Annotated in this window: 19 protein-coding genes and 1 pseudogene; 6 read left to right on the top strand and 14 right to left on the bottom strand. The window is 63.1% G+C overall.

Annotation, left to right across the window (positions count from 1 at the left end):
- Positions 1–57: 57 nt before the first annotated feature.
- A pseudogene (locus CQ020_RS24805) lies at positions 58–873 on the top strand (glycoside hydrolase family 43 protein); the annotation flags it as partial.
- Between the two features lie 102 nt (positions 874–975).
- A complete protein-coding gene (locus tag CQ020_RS18225) occupies positions 976–3,156 on the top strand; it encodes a hypothetical protein (protein ID WP_181151948.1) in 2,181 nt (726 codons plus the stop codon).
- 12 nt (positions 3,157–3,168) lie between these two features.
- On the opposite strand, the gene CQ020_RS24235 is transcribed toward CQ020_RS18225, so the two are convergent.
- The 14 genes from CQ020_RS24235 to glyA all read right to left on the bottom strand — a co-directional run bounded on the left by CQ020_RS24235 (position 3,169) and on the right by glyA (position 15,356).
- Positions 3,169–3,321: a hypothetical protein gene (locus CQ020_RS24235; RefSeq protein WP_181151944.1), complete on the bottom strand. Its 153-nt coding sequence runs from the start codon at positions 3,319–3,321 to the stop codon at positions 3,169–3,171.
- A gap of 21 nt (positions 3,322–3,342) precedes the next feature.
- Positions 3,343–4,428 (bottom strand): YihY/virulence factor BrkB family protein, encoded by a 1,086-nt coding sequence (locus CQ020_RS18220; protein ID WP_105693125.1) that lies wholly within the window; start codon positions 4,426–4,428, stop codon positions 3,343–3,345.
- Positions 4,355–5,032: a 2'-5' RNA ligase family protein gene (locus CQ020_RS18215; RefSeq protein ID WP_105693124.1), complete on the bottom strand. Its 678-nt coding sequence runs from the start codon at positions 5,030–5,032 to the stop codon at positions 4,355–4,357. The genes CQ020_RS18220 and CQ020_RS18215 overlap by 74 nt, the downstream gene beginning before the upstream one ends.
- A gap of 4 nt (positions 5,033–5,036) precedes the next feature.
- Complete coding sequence (trpS, locus tag CQ020_RS18210) at positions 5,037–6,152, bottom strand: tryptophan--tRNA ligase (RefSeq protein WP_105693123.1); 1,116 nt, start codon at positions 6,150–6,152, stop codon at positions 5,037–5,039.
- A 20-nt stretch (positions 6,153–6,172) separates the two neighbouring features.
- Positions 6,173–7,006: an exodeoxyribonuclease III gene (locus CQ020_RS18205; protein WP_105693140.1), complete on the bottom strand. Its 834-nt coding sequence runs from the start codon at positions 7,004–7,006 to the stop codon at positions 6,173–6,175.
- A 10-nt stretch (positions 7,007–7,016) separates the two neighbouring features.
- On the bottom strand, positions 7,017–7,583 hold the full coding sequence (locus CQ020_RS18200; protein ID WP_024820053.1) for a hypothetical protein: 567 nt from the start codon (positions 7,581–7,583) through the stop codon (positions 7,017–7,019).
- Between the two features lie 126 nt (positions 7,584–7,709).
- Entirely contained in the window at positions 7,710–8,543 is an 834-nt protein-coding gene (locus CQ020_RS18195; protein ID WP_011773963.1) for an ABC transporter permease, read from the bottom strand.
- A complete protein-coding gene (locus CQ020_RS18190) occupies positions 8,540–9,379 on the bottom strand; it encodes an ABC transporter permease (RefSeq protein ID WP_181151947.1) in 840 nt (279 codons plus the stop codon). Before CQ020_RS18190 ends, CQ020_RS18195 begins: the two co-directional genes overlap by 4 nt.
- 31 nt (positions 9,380–9,410) lie before the next feature.
- Positions 9,411–10,340 carry an ABC transporter ATP-binding protein gene (locus CQ020_RS18185; protein WP_105693122.1) on the bottom strand — a complete coding sequence of 310 codons (930 nt, stop codon included), beginning with the start codon at positions 10,338–10,340 and terminating at the stop codon, positions 9,411–9,413.
- Positions 10,341–10,503: 163 nt separating this feature from the next.
- Positions 10,504–10,824: an SHOCT domain-containing protein gene (locus tag CQ020_RS18180; RefSeq protein WP_146116667.1), complete on the bottom strand. Its 321-nt coding sequence runs from the start codon at positions 10,822–10,824 to the stop codon at positions 10,504–10,506.
- A 150-nt stretch (positions 10,825–10,974) separates the two neighbouring features.
- Entirely contained in the window at positions 10,975–11,640 is a 666-nt protein-coding gene (locus CQ020_RS18175; protein ID WP_105693121.1) for a response regulator transcription factor, read from the bottom strand.
- A complete protein-coding gene (locus CQ020_RS18170; protein ID WP_105693120.1) occupies positions 11,637–12,812 on the bottom strand; it encodes a sensor histidine kinase in 1,176 nt (391 codons plus the stop codon). Before CQ020_RS18170 ends, CQ020_RS18175 begins: the two co-directional genes overlap by 4 nt.
- 203 nt (positions 12,813–13,015) lie before the next feature.
- Positions 13,016–13,909 (bottom strand): bifunctional methylenetetrahydrofolate dehydrogenase/methenyltetrahydrofolate cyclohydrolase, encoded by an 894-nt coding sequence (locus CQ020_RS18165; protein WP_024820049.1) that lies wholly within the window; start codon positions 13,907–13,909, stop codon positions 13,016–13,018.
- Positions 13,910–14,060: 151 nt separating this feature from the next.
- Positions 14,061–15,356 (bottom strand): serine hydroxymethyltransferase, encoded by a 1,296-nt coding sequence (gene glyA / locus CQ020_RS18160; RefSeq protein WP_105693119.1) that lies wholly within the window; start codon positions 15,354–15,356, stop codon positions 14,061–14,063.
- Between the two features lie 236 nt (positions 15,357–15,592).
- Between glyA and purU the strand changes: the two genes are divergently transcribed.
- The 4 genes from purU to CQ020_RS18140 all read left to right on the top strand — a co-directional run bounded on the left by purU (position 15,593) and on the right by CQ020_RS18140 (position 18,355).
- Positions 15,593–16,444, top strand: coding sequence for a formyltetrahydrofolate deformylase (purU, locus tag CQ020_RS18155; protein WP_105693118.1), 852 nt, complete (start codon positions 15,593–15,595; stop codon positions 16,442–16,444).
- 127 nt (positions 16,445–16,571) lie between these two features.
- Positions 16,572–17,090, top strand: a complete 519-nt coding sequence (locus CQ020_RS18150) for a gamma carbonic anhydrase family protein (protein ID WP_105693117.1) — start codon at positions 16,572–16,574, stop codon at positions 17,088–17,090.
- Positions 17,091–17,255: 165 nt separating this feature from the next.
- The gene (locus tag CQ020_RS18145) at positions 17,256–17,642 is read left to right on the top strand and encodes a PadR family transcriptional regulator (protein ID WP_105693116.1); all 387 of its coding nucleotides are present in this window, start codon (positions 17,256–17,258) and stop codon (positions 17,640–17,642) included.
- Entirely contained in the window at positions 17,639–18,355 is a 717-nt protein-coding gene (locus CQ020_RS18140) for a hypothetical protein (RefSeq protein WP_105693115.1), read from the top strand. The genes CQ020_RS18145 and CQ020_RS18140 overlap by 4 nt, the downstream gene beginning before the upstream one ends.
- Positions 18,356–18,416: the final 61 nt, after the last annotated feature.

The raw sequence follows: 18,416 nt of genomic DNA, 5'->3' as shown, positions 1-18,416 counted from the left end.
TGTATATTCGTCAATAGTTTCCACCGTGAACTATTTAGGCCTGCAAAGGAGCACGCTTTGACCCACCACTTGGACCAGATCCAGATCCGGGATCCCTTCGTCGTTACACTGCCGGAATCCGGGGAGTATTTACTCTTTGGAAGCACCGATAAGAACATCTGGTCGGGTCCCGCCACGGGCTTCGACTGCTACCGGAGCTCCGACCTCGAAATCTGGGAGGGTCCGGTACCGGCTTTCCGCCCGTCCCCCGATTTCTGGAGCCATGAACAGTATTGGGCGCCTGAGGTCCACGAGTACCAAGGGCGGTACTTCATGTTTGCTACGTTCACCGCGCCCGGGCATTTCCGGGGAACACAGATACTTTCAGCAACCAAGCCAGAGGGCCCCTATGAGCCATGGAGTGACGGTCCGGTCACGCCTGGCGACTGGGAGTGCCTGGACGGAACGCTTCATGTGGACCATGAAGGAAAACCGTGGATGGTGTTCTGCCACGAGTGGAAGCAAGTCAACGACGGCACCATGATGGCGCAGCGGCTCAGCCCGGACCTGAGAACCACTGAGGGTGAGCCGGTCTTCCTCTTCAGCGCTTCGGAGGCGCCGTGGTCCCGTGCCCTGGACGTCCCTTCAGTCCGGAACAGGGAGCTCCCGGTCTATGTCACCGATGGCCCTTTCCTCTTTCGGCTTTCCAGCGGGAAGCTCATCATGCTTTGGTCCAGTTTTGGCGATCAGGGCTATGCCATGGGAATCGCGCGAAGCGAATCCGGAACAGTTCTGGGGCCGTGGGTGCAGGAACGCGAGCCCCTCTGGGGCACCGATGGTGGTCATGGCATGATAGGCCGCGCATTGGATGGCAGCCTGTTCCTGACACTCCACCAGCCCAACAAGAGTCCGCATGAGCGGGCCGCGTTCTTCCCGCTCAGAGAGCTTGAAGACACGGTGGTCCTGGAGACGGGCGCCCCTTCCGGAGACTCTCCCATCGATCGCAAGGCCTTGGTCCAGCGCCACAACGTCCGTCAGGAACACCTCGACCCCCGAAGCCCCGTTTCGGTGGGCAACGGCGAGTTTGCGTTCACCATGGATCTCACCGGCCTGCAATCAATGCCTGCGGCCTACCCCGTGGGTGCCCGAGACGAGCTCCCACCGGGAACGTTGCTCGGTACGCAGGCACAGTGGGGCTGGCACTCCGTTCCGTCACCGGAGCCCTACGACCTCGCTGGTTCCACAGTCCTCTACGATTCCCCGCGAGGCCCTGTGCCCTACGTGGATATGGTGGGTGACATCGTCAACGACCGCGAGACGGACACCTCCCAGGCAGAAACATGGCTCCGCGCTAACTCCCATCGGCTGGACCTGGGGCGCATTGGCTTCCGATGGATGGAGGACGGAGCCGAACGCCCCCTCATGCCGGCCGACATCGCTGACACTGAACAAACGCTAGACCTCTGGACAGGAGTGGTGACAAGCCGCTTCGCTGTGGCTGGACACCCGGTCAAGGTCACGACGGCGTGCCATCCGGACCGCGACGAGCTCGCCTTCCGCGTTGAGTCGCCGGCGCTTGATGCCGGCTTGGTGGTGGGCATCGGCTTCCCTTACGGTTCCGAAGCCTGGCATGACGCCGCGGACTGGAACAGCCCGGACGCTCACACCACAACACTTAGCGAACGATCGCCTGTGAAAGACCACCCCGCCTCCGCAGTTTGGACAGCCCACCGCGAACTGGACGATTCCCGCTACCAGGTGTTGATCACCGGTGAAGACCTGGCAGTGGAACAGGCCGAACAGCACGGGCTACGGGTCTCCTCCAGCGGTTCCGATGACGTCCTGGACTTCACCGTTGCTTTCGTTTCCGCCGGGGATGGCGACTGCATCCCCAGAGGCAACAACAGGCACGCCAGCCAAGCACAGCAGCCAACCCGCTCCACGAAGGCGGGCAACGGCGTCGAGCTTTCAGCTGCACGTTCCGTCATCGAAGCATCCGCGGCCTACTGGCCGGAGTTCTGGTCCTCGGGTGGGGCAATCGAGCTTGATGCCACAGATGATCCGCGGGCCAAGGAACTGGAGCGCAGGATCGTGTTGTCCCAGTACCTGACCGCAATCAATTGCTCAGGCTCGTTGCCTCCGCAGGAAACAGGGTTGGTCTGTAATTCGTGGCGTGGCCGCTTTCATCTGGAGATGCACTGGTGGCACACCGCGCACTTTGCTCACTGGAACCGTGTGGAACTCCTGCTGCCGTCGTTGCGGTGGTACTCCACCGTGCTGGAGACATCACACCAGACGGCCAAAGCACAAGGATTCGACGGCGTCCGCTGGCCCAAGCAGGTAGGTCCGGACGGGAGGGAAAGCCCGAGCCCCATCGGCACCTTCCTGATCTGGCAGCAGCCCCACCCCATACACCTCGCCGAGCTGGTTTACCGGGCCAACCCCGTCCGGGAAGTGTTGGAGGAATTTGCGGAGATTGTGTTCGAATCGGCTGCGTTCATGGCCAGCTTCGCGCACCCCACCTCACGCGGCTTTGAGTTGGGCCCTCCCCTGATTCCGGCGCAGGAGAGCTACGGCTCCGTCAGGGCCAAGGTCACCAACCCAACGTTTGAGCTGGCCTACTGGCAGTGGGGCCTTCGGACTGCTGTTGCTTGGCGGGAACGTCTGGGGCTGGAGTCTGTGGAGGAATGGTCGAAGGTGGCGGATGGCATGGTGCCTCCGAGGGTCATTGACGGCGTCTACGTAGCGATCGACGTCGAGCCTTTCACCATACGTACCGACCACCCGTCCATGTTGTGCGCCCTCGGCGTCCTCCCGCAGACCGATCTTATTGATCCGGCCATCATGCGCGCGACGCTCTCCGACGTCCTGTCCGACTGGGACTGGGCCAGCACCTGGGGTTGGGACTACCCCGTGATGGCCATGACCGCTGCCCGGCTGGAGGACCCCGAGGCCGCAGTTGATGCGCTCCTCCTGGTCGCCGGCAAGAATACGGTCCTCCCCAACGGCCACAATCGCCAGACCGACTCACTGCCGCTCTACCTGCCAGGCAATGGCGGGCTTCTTGCTGCCGTGGCACTGATGGCCGCCGGCTGGGATAACGGACCCGAGCGCCACGCCCCCGGCTTCCCTGCCGACTGGACGGTTGTCTGGGAAGGGCTGGTGCAGGCGCCCTAGGACCAGCAACGGCTATCCGCGGCGGGGTCCCACCGCAGCGCCAACCAGCGCACCGAGACCAACACCAATGAGGATGCCCAGGAAGGGCGATTTGAAAACCAGCTGGCCAACGACGAGTCCAATCGCAGCCCCTATGAGACAAGCGATCCACAGTTGGTTGTTCATTGCGTCTCCCTCGAAGAGCAACTAGGTGCGCGGTGCTGCTCGACGTGAACCGAGGACTTTCTTGCGCGGGGTCTCTCCCGATTCCGTGTCGGCCTCGCGAATGGCTGACCACGACGCCGAGACGAGATACACCTGGCTCACAAGGTTGAACCAGATCAGCAAGCCGATGATGATGGCAAACGAAGCCAGAACCGGATTGTTGCCGGAGCGTGCAAGAAGCTCCGTGCTGAAGAACTGCAGGACCGTGGTCCCAACGCCCGCCAGCACCACGCCCTCCAGGAACGCGCGGCGCCTCAACTTCAGGCCACCCGCGATCCGGAACAGCACCGCCGCCGTCGCGCAGTTCAGCAGGAGCGGAACCACAATCTTGACGGTCGCAGCGATGGGCCCAGTGATGGCCTCGTCCAGCTTGAGCAACTCTATGAGCCAGTCCGCCGCCGTGCCAAAGACGAGCGAGACGCCCGCGCTGATGACCAGGATGACACCGAGGAGCAGCAGGGTGCCGGCGTCAATGAGCTTTTGAACAACTGGGTTGCGTACCAGGGGGTCGGCACTCATGACACCCCGGAGTCCTTCCCTGATGCTGGCGATCCAGCCCAGGGAAACGAAGACAGTGATCACCGCTGCGATGAGGGCCGTCCATCCAAGTCCCGATGGGTTGAGCAGTGATTGCGGATCCACCAGGCCTTCACCGCCATTCACCTGAAGGAGCCCCGGGGCGGCCGCTGCCACGCTGTTGATCACAGCATTCTGCAGGGCCGGGTTGCCTCCCAGTACGATGCCTGCCACCGCGAAGCCGGTGGTGAGCAAACCGGTGACGGAGAAGAACATGTTGAAGCCGATACCTGCGCTCAGCAGCGGCCCGTGTTGGCGGGTGTAATGCTGGAAGGCACGCATGGGCCGGACGGTGTTGAGCCTGGCCATGAAGAGCGCAATGAAAGCGCCCGCCTTTTTGGGCAGCCCATCGCCGGAACGCTTGGCATGGCCCCAGTCCTGCCGCTTGCGGAGAAGCTCCAGTTTGAGCTTGGCCAGCTCAATTGGCAGCGGAGGAACGTCCGCCTGTGTGGCTTGAATCCGCTTGCTGTTCTTCGTCAGTATCGCCGCCAAAGTCGAGCTCTTCCCGTAGCTGCCAAATTCCATTGGTGTCGTGCTCGTAAAGTCCCATGCTAACCACAGGGAAGGTCGCCCGGTAATCTCTGAGCACCGTTTCGGCTTCGTCGAGGTTTTCCTGGGCGACATCGTGCGCCACCGTGACGTGCGGGTGGTACGGGAAGGGCAGCATACGTTCGAGTGGACCGCTCTGAAGTTTCTCGTGCAACTGCACGCATTCCTCGAAGCCTTCTTCGACGTTGACGAACACCACAGGCGAGATAGGCCGGAAGGACCCGGTGCCCGAGATGGTGATGTTGAACGGTTCCTGCGTCCTGGCGACGTCCCGTACGTGCTCGCGGGTGGCGGCCCAGTCCTGAGTGGGCGTTGTGGTGATCAGCGTGATGTGGGCGGGGATAACCTCGGCCATGGGATCACCGAAGGAGGCCCGCCACTCTTGGAGTTCGCGGGCAATTTCCGGTGGGAACCCAAGGATCACGCCCACGCACATGGTGTCACCGGCACCGCAATCAGTACCGGTGACAGCCAGCTGGCTGGAATCGTCCGGACCGGCACCACGACGGGTGTCGGTCTTGACGTTGAACTGGCCAGCAGAGCACATGGAGTTAGCGGACTCCCTGCTCGCCGCGTGCGGAATCCCCACGGTAGGGCAGGAACCCAACCTTGGAGTAGACATCAGCCAGGGTGGCTGAGGCAATCTCGCGGGCCTTGTCCGCTCCGAGCGCCAAGAGCCGGTCCAGTTCCGCCGGATCGGCCAGGAGTTCGTTGGCGCGTTCCCGAATAGGAGCCAGGTGGCTGGAGACCAGCTCCGCGAGGTCAACCTTGAGGTGGCCGTACATCTTGCCCTGATAGTCCGCCACGATCTTCTCCACCGGAGTGCCGCTGATGGCAGAGTAAATGGTCAGCAGGTTGGAGACGCCCGGCTTGTTCTCGCGGTCGTAGCGGATCTCGGTCTCGGTGTCCGTGACTGCCGATTTGATGCGCTTCGCTACTGTCTTGGGATCGTCCAGCAAGTTGATCAAGCCGGCAGGCGACTCGGCTGACTTGGACATCTTGGCCGTGGGGTTCTGGAGATCGTAGATCTTTGCCGATTCCTTCTGGATGAAGGCTTCGGGCACCTGGAAGGTCTCCCCGAACCGGCTGTTGAAGCGGTTGGCGAGGTCCCGGCTGAGTTCCACGTGCTGGCGCTGGTCCTCGCCCACCGGCACACCGTGCGGCTGGTACAGGAGGATGTCCGCGGCCTGCAGGATGGGGTAGGTGAACAAGCCAACGCTTGCGTGGTCCGAACCCTGCTTCTGTGCCTTGTCCTTGAACTGGGTCATCCGGCTGGCTTCACCCATGCCGGTGATGCAGTTAAGGACCCATGCCAGCTGCGCGTGCTCGGGAACCTGAGACTGGACGAACAACGTGCACTTGTCCACGTCCACGCCGCCGGCGATGTACTGGGCCGCGGTCACACGGGTGCGGCGTGCGAGTTCTGCGGGATCCTGCGGGACGGTGATCGCGTGGAGGTCCGGGATGAAGTAGACGGCGTCGTACTCGTCCTGCATCCGGACCCAGTTCACCAGGGCGCCCAGGTAGTTGCCAAGGTGCAGCGAGTCGGCGGAGGGCTGCATACCGGACAGGACGCGGTGTTTGGCGCCAACTGCAAGCTTGGTGGACGTCGCGGACTTGGGATCAGCGGCGGCTGCGCCGGTTTCGGTCGTGGTGGAACTAGTCATGGAGGAATACCTTAGGAAGCTTAGAGCCGGTAGTCGACTACCAGCGGTGCGTGGTCAGAGAAGCGGGTGTCCCACGAAGGCGCGCGGTCCACCACAGCCGAGAAAGCGGCTGCTGCGAGACCAGGAGTGGCCAGGTGGTAGTCGATGCGCCAGCCAGTGTCAGTGTCAAAGGCCTTACCGCGCTGGGACCACCAGGTGTAGGGGCCGGCGACATTTCCTGCCAGGCCCCTATGGACATCCCTCCATCCGATTTCTTCGCCGAGGAAGCGGTCAAAGTACGCCCGCTCCTCCGGGAGGAAGCCGGCACGCTTGACGTTGCCCTTCCAGTTCTTGATGTCGAGTTCAGTGTGTCCGACGTTGAGGTCGCCAACCACCAGTGCATGGTCGCTGTGCTTGGCAAGCTCCGGCAGCCGGACAGTCATGGCGTCCAGGAACCGGAATTTGTCGTCCTGCTTGGGGGTTCCCACTTCTCCGGAGTGCACGTAGGCACTGACCACGGAGAGGGTTGCAGGTTCGCCTGCAGCATCCTTGAAGGAAAAGTCCGCTTCAACCCAGCGGCCCGAAGTGTCGAAGTAGTCGTCGCCAATTCCCACGCGGGTGGCAGTCGGCTCCTGGCGGGACGCGATGGCTACGCCGGCGCGGCCCTTGGCTTCAGCCTCGGAGTGAAGGATGTACCACCCCTCGCCGATCAGCTTCCTGACGATGTCGTCAGGGGCCCGGACTTCCTGCAAGCAGAGAATGTCTACCTCGCGAGGCTCCAGCCACTCCGCCATGCCGTTCTTGTAGGCAGCCCGCAGGCCATTGACGTTTACTGATGCGATGCGAAGGAAGTCCTTCTTCAATGCCGTACTCACCCGGTCCACTCTAGTCGATGATGGTGCCGGACATGGGCTCTTCCGAGCCTCCGGAGGACTTGATCATGTCCCGTGCGTTGGTTGCCGTAATGGCGATGGTTTCCAAGGCGCGGTTGATGGTGTCTTGGTCAGCTGCTCCGCCCTTGGCGCGTTCCTCGTCGACCACGCGGACCTGCACCTGCACGATCTTGAACGAGTGGTCCAGCTTGAGGTCGCGAACCTCATCGGCCTGGCTGCGCTCGGCAACTACCCGGGTGCCACCATGGTCTGCAGCGGACGACGACGGCGCGCGGCCAGCAGCGGCGTTGAACGCATTTTGCGCTTCGGTCAACTTGGCACCGGCGCGCTGCGCGGCCTTGCGGATGCTCAGCACAACAAAGGTGGCAAGTGCCAGCCAGCCGAACGCCACTACAGCCACGACCCAACCCACAACATCGTTCTGATTGGCCGCGAAAATGACGGCAACCAGGAAAGCGATGATGACGACTGTCATCCCCAGGCCACCTATGCGGAAGCCCTTGAACATGCCTTTGCCGGCGGGGGACGTGGACGGGTGCGGGTCACCGAGAGATTGCATGGCTCAATTGTCTCAAACGCGGAATGGTGTCTGTGCCCGCTTCCACGGACGGCGAACACGGGAGTTTTTGTACAGTTAGTGCCCCTAAGACGCCGTTTTAGGGGCATTAGCTGTACAAGAACTCCATCATTTGAGGAACAGCTGGCGCAGCCTTCCGGTGGTCAGCATGATGCCGAGGGCGATCATCACCACGTAGTACCCCACATGAATGGCTGTGGCCGGACTGAACGAGCCAACGCTGATCTGCCGCAACAACTCCACGCCGTGCCAGAGGGGCATTGCCTGGATGAACCACTGGATGACCTGCGGGTAGACGCTGAGCGGGTAGAACGTGGCGCTGAACAGGAACATGGGCAGCAGGAAGAAGTTGATCCAGTCCATCTGCTGGAACGTCTTCATGAAGCTGGTGATCCCCATCCCGAAGCTCGCGAAACCGAAGGCGATCAGTACCGAGGCGGGAATGACCAGGATGGCCCACCAACTCGTCAGCAGCCCCATCACCCCCATGACGGCGGTGAATCCGGTGGCGTAGAGCAGTCCGCGCAAGAGGGCCAGGAAGATCTCGCCAATGGCTACGTCCAGTGGGCCCAGGGAGGTATAGAGCATCCCCTGGTAGAGCTTGGCGAAGTTCATCTTGAAGAAGACATTCCACGTGGAGTCGTAAATGGCCCCGTTCATGGCAGACACCGCCAACAGAGCGGGAGCAATGTAAGCCGCGTAACTGATCTCCTCGCCGCCCGGACCTTGGACCGTCCCCACAATCGAGCCCATACCCACGCCCATGGCCAGCAGGAACAGGACGGGCTCGAAGAACCCGGACACCATCACCAGCCACGTACTGCTCTTGGCCGCCATGAGTCCCCGGCCCACAACAGCCTTCGCATTGCGGGAGTACAGCGATCCGAACTTCCGCTCGCGGGCAAGATCTGTGGCGCTGTGGCCACCCGTCAGGACACTCATGAGCCCATCCTTTTCACGAACTGGCGCCGGACAAGCACCCAGCCCACAGTTGCCGTGGCCAGCAGGAACACCACGTGCGTGATAGTCAGCAACGGGTCCTGATCCATGCCGTAAGTGAAGACCCTGCCCAGTTCAGTTCCGTGCCACACCGGAGAAATCCAACCGATCCAACGGACCGCGATCGGCAGCGAATCCAAAGGAAAGAACGTCCCCGAGAACAGGAACAGCGGCATCACGATGAAGCGCTGAACCAAGGCAAACTGCCCCTTGTCCTGGGTGATGCTTGCGGCATAGGCCATGAGCGGCAGGCCGAACGACAGAGCAGCTACCGTAGCGACAATTGCGGACACCCATCCCCACGGGCTCGGTGAAGCACCAAACATGGCGACCACCACGAAATAGACCACCGACTGCAGCAGGAACCGCACCGTGCTGGCCATGATGTGGCCGCTGGCGATCTGCTGCGGAATCAACGGTGAAGCATGCGGGCCGTAGAACACCCTGCGCCACTTAAATCCATCCATGATGGGGTAGGAAAACTCCCCGGACGCCGTCATCACCGCAGCGGAGACCAACAATGCCGGAGCCACGAACTCCAGGTAGCTGACGCCCCCGAACGCAGCCTCGCTGTTGGCATCCACCAGGCTGGCCAGCCCCACTCCCATGGCGAACAGGTACGCCACCGGCTGTCCCACGCTGTACAGGACCACCGACCAGCCGTAGTTCCGCATGACACGAAGCACCTGCTCCGCGTAGAAGAACGCTCCCCAACGCCTCGCCCTGGCAGCCGAAACCTCAGGCGAGTGGGCCCGCAGCGGTGGTGCCGCCGTCGTGATTGGTTTGTTCGCCGAGTCAGTCAACTCTCGCCTAATCAACGAGGCTCCTGCCGGTCAGCCGAAGGAACACGTCCTCCAGCGATGAACGGCGCACCAACGAGGTCATGGGCCGCAGCCCGCGGGCCGTGACCTGCTCCAGGGCGGCCTCGCCGTCGTGCGCGTAAATAAGCACGCGGTCCGGCAGTGTCTCCAGCCGCTCACCGATGCCTTGAAGTTCGACGCCGATGGTCGCGTTCCGCTCGGACCCGAACCTGAGCTCGAGTACTTCGCGCGACGAGTGCTCGCGGATCAAGGTGGCCGGCGAACCCTCGGCCATGATCCTGCCCTTATCCACCACGATCAGGCGATCGCACAGTTGCTCGGCCTCGTCCATGTAGTGGGTGGTGAGGATCAGCGTGACGCCGTTTTCCTTGAGGCGGAAGAGCCGGTCCCACAGAATGTGGCGGGCCTGTGGATCCAACCCTGTGGTGGGCTCGTCCAAGAGGAGGATCCGCGGCTCGTTGATCAGGGAGCGGGCGATGGTGAGCCGGCGTTTCATGCCACCTGAGAGCGCGTCCACCTTGGAGTTGGCTTTGTCCGTCAGCTGCGCGAACTCCAGGAGCTCATCAGCTTTCGGTTTTAAATAGCTCAGCGGCAAGCCGAAGTAGCGACCGTAGACGATCAGGTTCTCGCGAACCCTGAGTTCCTCGTCCAGGTTGTCCTGCTGCGGGACCACGCCCAGATGCGCGCGGACCTCCGGACCATGGGATTCGGGGTCCAACCCCATGATGGTCAGCGAGCCGGACGTGCGCTGGGAGACGCCACCGATCATTTTCATGGTGGTGGATTTGCCGGCGCCGTTGGGGCCCAGCAGCCCGAAGGACTCCCCCGCGGGTACGTCGAAGGAGATGTTGTCCACGGCCGTGAGCTCACCGTAGGCCTTGGTGAGGTTCCGGGCGCTGATGACGGTTGGTCGGTTCATGTCGAGTCCGGATTGCGACGATGCTGACGGTGTTGACGACGGTGTCGGAGAGCGGATTGCTTCATTATGCACCCTCAGCAGACTAGTAGCGCCCACTGACATGTGAAAGGGCTCTTGCAGATATTCCTGCAAGAACCCTCTCATTTCGTGCTGTCGGCGCACTTCAGCTGCTTGGCTGCGAGCGCAGGACCTCCAGCCGCTGCCGGAACTCGGTCTCGTCAATCTCTCCACGTGCATAGCGCTCGCGCAGCACGCCCTCGGCGCCCTGGGTTGCGGCCCAGTGGTGGTTGCGGCGCCAGGTCCGCCGTCCAATGAAAATGAGCAGGCCGATCACGAGGATCCAGAACAGCGGGAACAGCAGGAAGAACGGCCAGGCGGCCCCGGCTCCCCACGGACCATGCGCGGCGACGGTTGCCGGCACCTGAGCCAGAGCACCCCCAAGAGTGGTGGTTTCCCCGACGATTGAAGTCAATGCGGTGAACATGTCAGTGATCCAAACTCTCTGCGCCGAAGCCCGGCGCGAACCGTCTTTCGGCTCTGCTTCGAGTCTGGCCCCGGGCGTTCGGCGGGGCGTCCGCCGTCGGGAGTCACCTGGAGCCGGCCGCCTACTCCCGGCGGAGTCGCGCTCGCAGGGTCAGCTGCTCCATCCCGGCTTCACCAGTCCGGATTCATAGGCGAGGACCACCAGCTGTGAACGGTCACGGACCATCAGCTTGGTCATGATGCGCGAAACATGGGTCTTGGCTGTCAACGGTGTGATGAAGAGCCGTTCCGCGATCTCGGCGTTGTTCAGGCCCTCGCCCACCAGGGCCAGCACTTCGCGTTCGCGCTCGGTCACCTGCTCCAGCGGGACCACTTTGGCTGCAGCCCTGCTCTGTGACGCCAGCTGGGCCATGATGCGGCGGGTCACCGACGGCGAAAGCAGCGCATCGCCGTCGTGGACCACCCTGACGGCCCGGATGAGCTCAGCAGGTTCGGTGTCTTTGACTAGGAATCCTGCGGCCCCGGCCCGCACGGCCTCCGCGATGTATTCGTCCAACTCGAAAGTGGTGAGGATGATGATGCGGGTGCCGGCGAGATTTGGGTCGCCCAGGATCTCACGGGTGGCGGTGAGGCCGTCGCCGTCGGGCATGCGGATGTCCATCAGAATAACGTCAGGCCTGTCACGGGCAGCCAAGCGGACGGCATCCCGCCCCGTGCCGGCCTCAGCCACCACCTCCATATCCGGTTCGGCGTCCAGCAGGGCCCGGAAGCCCGCCCGGATGAGGGTTTGGTCGTCTGCGAGGAGGATGCGGATCATGTTTGGTTTCCTTCGGGACGTGCCGGCAAGCTTGCTTCGACCCGCAGGCCCGGTTCCAGTTCGTGCAGCGTAAGCGTCCCACCCAAGGCGACCGCCCGCTCCCGCATCCCCGTGAGGCCGTTGCCGGGGAGCGCCCCACCCATGCCCGCGCCGTCGTCGTCTATTGTCACCGTCAGCGCCCCGGCAGCTTCGACAACTCGCACGACGGCGGATTGCGCACCTGAGTGCCTGCCGACGTTGGTCAATGCTTCCTGGATGATCCGATACAAGGCTTCCTGCTGGGCCGGACTGACGAGCTGGTGGTCCGAGTGGTCCTGAAGCCGCACGCGCAGGCCTCCCAGTTCCGCGTTCTTCACCAGCTCAGGGATCCTGGCAAGGGTGGGCCGCGCTGCCGGAGCCAAGGGGACGTCTTCGCGCAGGACACCCAGGAGCTGGCGCACTTCCGTGAGGGATTCCTTGCTGGCAGCTTTGATGGCTTCCAGCGCGGGCCGGAGCTTTTCAGGATCATCAGCACCCACATGCAGGGCCACGGACGCCTGCACGTTGATCATGGAGAGGGAATGGGCCACCACATCATGGATGTCCCTGGCCAGCGTGAGCCTGTACTCATCGCGTTCCGCCTTCCGGGCTTCCTCGCTGCGGCGGCGGTATTCAGCTATCCGTTCGCTCCGGCGTCGGAATCCCTGACCAATCAGCACCAGGATGGCAGCCCATGCCACACCGGCAGAGGCCCTGACCGGCCAGTTCGTATCGCCGGTCATGGCAGCGCCCGTGATCACAGCGACTGCTGCGACTCCGGCACCCGCCCAAGCCTGCCAGCGCAGTCCCGCAGCGGCGGTCAGGACAATGGCCAGAGCCAAGGACAACACGATGGGCCCCCAGGCGTAGCCAAGAGCCAGGTAAGTACCCGTGGCCAGGAGGGCGACCGGGAGCATGATGTACGGAGCGCGCTTCCGGAACCCCAGCCCGGCCGGACCGGCGAGCAGCAGGAGGATCGCGAGTGCATCCAAGGGCCGCGGAGCGTCTTGACGGCTCGCGGAAAACAGCGTCCCGACTACCTGGATCACGGCCACCGTGATGACGATGAAACTGGTGGGCGGACCAGCAAACCGGCGCTGACCCGGAATGCGCGGGGACCCCGGATGCCTGGGCTGAGGGAAACGGGGCTGCATACTCAGAGCCTAGCTTCGCTCCCGCGGTTCGTCGTCGGGTTAACGGAGCAGGGTGCCTACTCCCGGAGGAGTACGCGGGCGGAGGAGTATGCCAGGCCATTTCGAGGGTTCCCTGCCGAAGATGCCGTGCGCACGGCATCTTCGGCAGCTCGGCCCCGTAATCAGGGCACCCCCGTAATCAGGGCGCCCCAGTTCGAGTAACCCTAAGCGATGCCTGCCTGGCGCTCGGCGCTCTCCACAACGTTCGCGAGCAGCATGGCACGGGTCATCGGACCCACGCCGCCCGGGTTCGGGGACAGCCACGCGGCGACGTCGGCAGCGGCCGGATCCACATCTCCGGTGACAACAGCCTTGCCGTTGCCATCGTCCACACGGCTGACGCCGACGTCGAGCACTATGGCGCCCGGCTTGAGGTCTTCAGCCTTGATCATGTGCGGCACGCCGGCAGCAGCAATCACGACGTCGGCCTGCTTCAGTTCTGCGGGCAGGTCCACCGTCCCGGTGTGGGCCAGGATCACCGTGGCGTTAACTTCCTTGCGGGTCAACAGGAGGCCAATCGGGCGGCCGATGGTCACGCCGCGGCCAACCACCAGGACGCGCTTGCCCTTGAGTTCAATGTTGTGGCGGCGGAGCAGCTCCACACAGCCCTTGGGCGTGCAGGGCAGCGGGGACTTCATTTCGCCGTTGACGTTGGCCACCAGGCGGCCAAGGTTCATGGGGTGCAGGCCATCGGCGTCCTTGTCAGGGTCCATGGCTTCGAGGATGACGTCCTGGTCAATGTGCTTGGGCAGCGGCAGCTGGACGATGTAACCCGTGCATTCCGGATTGTCGTTCAGCTCGCGGACAACCGCCAGGAGGTCTTCCTGGCTGATGTCCTCAGGGAGGTCGCGGCGGATGGACTGGATGCCAACCTCGGCGCAGTCCTTGTGCTTGCCGCCCACGTACCAGGTGCTGCCGGGGTCGGATCCCACCAGGATGGTGCCCAAGCCGGGGACGATTCCCTTGGCGGCGAGGACGGAAACGCGAGTGGTCAGTTCTGCCTTGATGGCCGCGGCGGTGGCCTTGCCGTCAAGGATCTGTGCGGTGGACTGTGTCATTCCATCTGCTCTTTCTGGTGGGTGACCTGTGTGAGAAAGCCTCGCAAGAGGCTCATGCCAACGGGACCCGCCGCCGTAGGTGTGGCGGCGGATCCCGTTGACTCCGGTTCAGTGCCCGGATAATGCGTTACTTAGCCGCGGCAACGCGGATTTACCACTGCTCGTGCTGCGGGTACAGCGGGAAGTCGGCAGCCAGTTTGTCGACGCGTGCCTGGAGGGACTCGACGTCGGCCGAGGTACCGGCCTTGAGCGCGGCGGCGATGATCTCGGCAACCTCGGTGAACTCGGCAGCACCGAATCCGCGGGTGGCCAGGGCAGGGGTACCAATGCGGAGGCCGGAGGTGACCATCGGCGGGCGGGGGTCGAACGGAACAGAGTTGCGGTTCACGGTGATGCCCACGGAGTGCAGGAGGTCCTCGGCCTGCTGGCCATCCAGCTGCGAGTTGCGCAGGTCAACCAAGACCAGGTGAACGTCGGTGCCACCGGTGAGGACGGAGACGCCGGCTTCGGCAACATCGGCCTGGTTCAGGCGGTCAGCGATGATCTTGGCACCCTCGAGGACACGCTCCTGGCGCTCCTTGAACTCTTCGCTGCCGGCGATCTTGAAGGCAACAGCCTTGGCCGCGATCACGTGCATGAGCGGCCCACCCTGCTGGCCCGGGAAGACGCTGGAGTTGAGCTTCTTGGCCCACTCCTGCTTGCCAAGGATCACTCCGGAACGGGGGCCGGCCAGGGTCTTGTGGACCGTGGAGGTGACGACGTCGGAGTACGGGACAGGGCTCGGGTGCAGGCCGGCTGCAACCAGACCGGCGAAGTGCGCCATGTCCGTCCACAGGAGGGCACCAACTTCGTCGGCGATGGAGCGGAAAGCAGCAAAGTCGAGGTGGCGGGGGTAAGCCGACCAACCAGCGATGATGACCTGCGGCTTCTCGGCAATGGCCTGCTCGCGGAGCTTGTCCATGTCAATGCGGAAGTTGTCTTCTTCAACCTGGTAGGCAGCTACGTTGTAGAGCTTGCCGGAGAAGTTGAGCTTCATGCCGTGGGTCAGGTGCCCGCCGTGCGCCAGGGAAAGACCAAGGATCTTGTCGCCCGGGGTGATCATGGCGGAGAGTGCTGCAGCGTTTGCCTGGGCACCGGAGTGCGGCTGGACGTTGGCGTACTCGGCGCCGAAGAGTTCCTTGACGCGGTCAATGGCGAGCTGCTCAGCGACGTCGACGTATTCACAACCGCCGTAGTAGCGGCGGCCCGGGTAGCCCTCGGCGTACTTGTTGGTCAGGACCGAGCCCTGGGCTTCCATGACGGCGCGGGGTGCAAAGTTTTCGGACGCAATCATTTCCAGGGTGCCGCGCTGGCGGCCAAGTTCCTGGTTGAGGACTGCTGCAATCTCGGGATCGAGATCGGCGAGCGACTGGTTGCTGACAGACGCGGAAGTGGTTGTGGTAGTCACGGAAATCTCCTGGCTAGGCAACGGGTGGTGCTACAGGTCAGGCTACCGGCAGCAGCATTCCCGCGTCCCCTTTTTGACGGAGGGATCGGTCACGTGCGTGCAGCGGTAAGACATGACCCTCGGCCCAGGCGTACGATCCGTGGTCTTCATGATTGCCGCTCCCTGGTGGTAGTCCACCCAACGCCAGTTGCGACCCATTAACAGTACAACAAGGCAGCACAGGTAGGCTTGATCGTGTGACTGACTCCACCGCTTTCGTAGTAACACTCTCTTGCCCCGACCGCCCCGGCATCGTCCACGCGGTAGCCGGAGCCCTCCTCGACGCCGGCTGCAACATTGCCGACTCCCAGCAGTACGGAAGCCCCAGCACAGGCAACTTCTTCATGCGTGTGGAGGCAACCACGGCGTCCTCCCAAGCCGAACTGGCCGCTTCTCTTCGGCCGGTTGCCGAATCTTTCGGCATGACCTGGCAGATCAACCCGGTTGGCGAAAAGGTCCGCACCATCATTCTTTGCTCCAAGGACGCCCACTGCCTCAACGACCTCCTCTTCCAGCAGCGCACAGGTACGTTGCCCATTGAGGTTCCGGCGATCGTGTCCAACCACCGCGATCTCGAGCCGTTGGCGGACTTCTACGGCATCCCGTTCCACCACATCCCTGTTACGCCCGAAACCAAGCCTCAGACTGAGGCGCAGCTGCTGAAGTTGGTGGCCGAGCACGATGTTGAGCTGACCGTCCTGGCCCGGTACATGCAGGTCCTCTCCAACGAGCTCTGCACGGAGCTGAACGGCAAGGCCATCAACATCCACCACTCGTTCCTTCCCTCATTCAAGGGTGCCAAGCCCTACCACCAGGCTCACGCCCGTGGTGTGAAAATCATCGGCGCCACCGCCCACTATGTGACGGCGGACCTCGATGAGGGGCCGATCATCGAGCAGGAAGTCATCCGCGTGGACCATGCCCGGACTGCAGCCCAGTTCGTCCAGATGGGCCGCGACGTGGAAGGCCGCACGCTGGCACAGGCCGTTCAGTGGCACGCCGAACACCGGGTCCTCCTGGACGGCACCCGGACCGTGGTGTTCAACTAGCCACTCGCTGGTCCTCCGCACCCCCACACCCCCACACCCCCCACACCCAACTGAGTAGCAGATCAGGTCGTTCCCAGCGCTGAGAACGGCCTGATCTGCGACCTACTTGGGAAGTAGGCTGGGGCCTATGGCTCCCTCTTACACTTTCGCCGGGGACACCCCGGCCATCCATCAATCCGCCTTCGTGGCGCCCACAGCGTCGATCATTGGCAAGGCCACTTTGGCTGCGGACTCCAGCGCCTTCTATGGCGTCTCCGTCCGAGCTGACACGGCCGCGATCAGCGTCGGCGCAGGGTCCAACCTCCAGGACAACGTTGTTCTCCACGCCGACCCCGGGTTCCCCTGCACTGTGGGCGAGCGCGTCTCCGTAGGCCACAGCGCAGTAGTTCACGGCTGCACTGTGGAGGACGACTGCCTCATCGGTATGAGCGCCACCATCCTCAACGGCGCAGTGATCGGAACTGGCTCGCTCATTGCCGCGGGTGCCGTGGTTCTGGAAGGCACGGTCATTCCGCCCCGCTCCCTCGTGGCCGGTGTTCCCGCCAAGGTCCGCCGTGAGCTCACCGATGAGGAGTTCGAGGGCGTCAAGCACAACGCCGCGCACTACAAGGAACTCGCGGCGGCACACCGGGAAATGCACGCTTAAGGACGAATGCTAGGCCCGCTCTGCATCCCCACCGCCTCCCTGACTTCGCAAGCTCAGCCAGGGAACCCGGGCGGTGTGGGCCCTGCGATGGGTTTGGGACGCAGGGCGGGCCTCGCTGTATATCGGTGGCTTTACAGGCTAACTACTTAGAGTGACAATATAGTCATGACAGTTTCTCATCCTGAGCCACCGGCGTCAGAGGGCGCCGATTGGCCAAGCGATTGGCTGAGGGCGACCCTGGGTTTCTTTGCGCTTCACGCCCTCTCCGCCGGACCCTCCTACGGTTACGCGATCATCAGTGAACTCGAGCGCAACGGTTTCGGCACCGTCAAAGGCGGCACCCTCTACCCACTCCTCACCCGCTACGAGGCTGCCGGCCTGGTGACTACCGAATGGCGGGCAGGTGACGGCGGACCGGGCCGAAAGTACTTCGCGTTGACTGACCGCGGGCGTGCCGAAAAGAACCGGCTCAGCGCGGACTGGCTGCGATTCACTGCACTCAGCAACCGATACCTCAGCGACGGACAGCATACGAAGGAAGTCACTACATGATGCAGGAAACTACCGACAAAAAATGGTTTGACGAACTCATCCTGGAGCTTCGTCTGCGCCAGGTGCGTGGGGACGCGATTGGTGACACCGTGGCAAGCGCGCGCGAGCTCCTCAGCGATTCGGGCCAGGGAGCCGAGGAAGCATTCGGGCCGGCCCGAAACTACGCCGCCGCGCTTGAATTACCAACGGCACCACGCAATGAGTGGGTCAAAAAGGCACTGTGGCCATTGCTCTTGAGCCTCTTGGCTTTCCTGCTTTTCAGTCAGGCAGTGGCGTCCTGGGTTAGCTCCGAAGCGATGCTGGTTTCACCGGCACAGGTAGCCTTCCTGGCGACACCAGTGGTGGCGATGGCCCTCCTGCCGCTATATATCAACGCAGCCATCCGACGCATCTGGGTACTCATCGCCCTTGTTGCAATCTGCGCGATGTCCGGTCTCCTCTCGGCCGTAGCGACTCCAGCCACTCAGGCCGACGCATGGCTGGCGTTGAATCCCCTGCCTTGGCTCGTCGGCAGCGCCACAGTCATGGTGCTCCTGTCGATCGCCATCACCATCCGGTCTTGGGGCAACGACGGCGAGTACATCACCGACCCGCGCTCCAACACGACACCACGCAGCGGGACCGGGACGAAGATTCTCACGCTGATCATCACCAACTGGATCTTCCCGCTGCTCGCGCTGGCCATGCTCGGGCTCGCACTGGCCCTGCGCTGAACCGACCCAGCCGCTGGCCACATAAACACGAATGCGAGGCCTGCTCTGCACCCCTAACCAG

Origin of the sequence: Arthrobacter sp. MYb23, assembly GCF_002979775.1 — a bacterium.
GTDB lineage: Bacteria > Actinomycetota > Actinomycetes > Actinomycetales > Micrococcaceae > Arthrobacter.
Note: the sequence above shows the minus strand (reverse complement) of the source record. Positions and strands in the feature narration are given on the sequence as shown.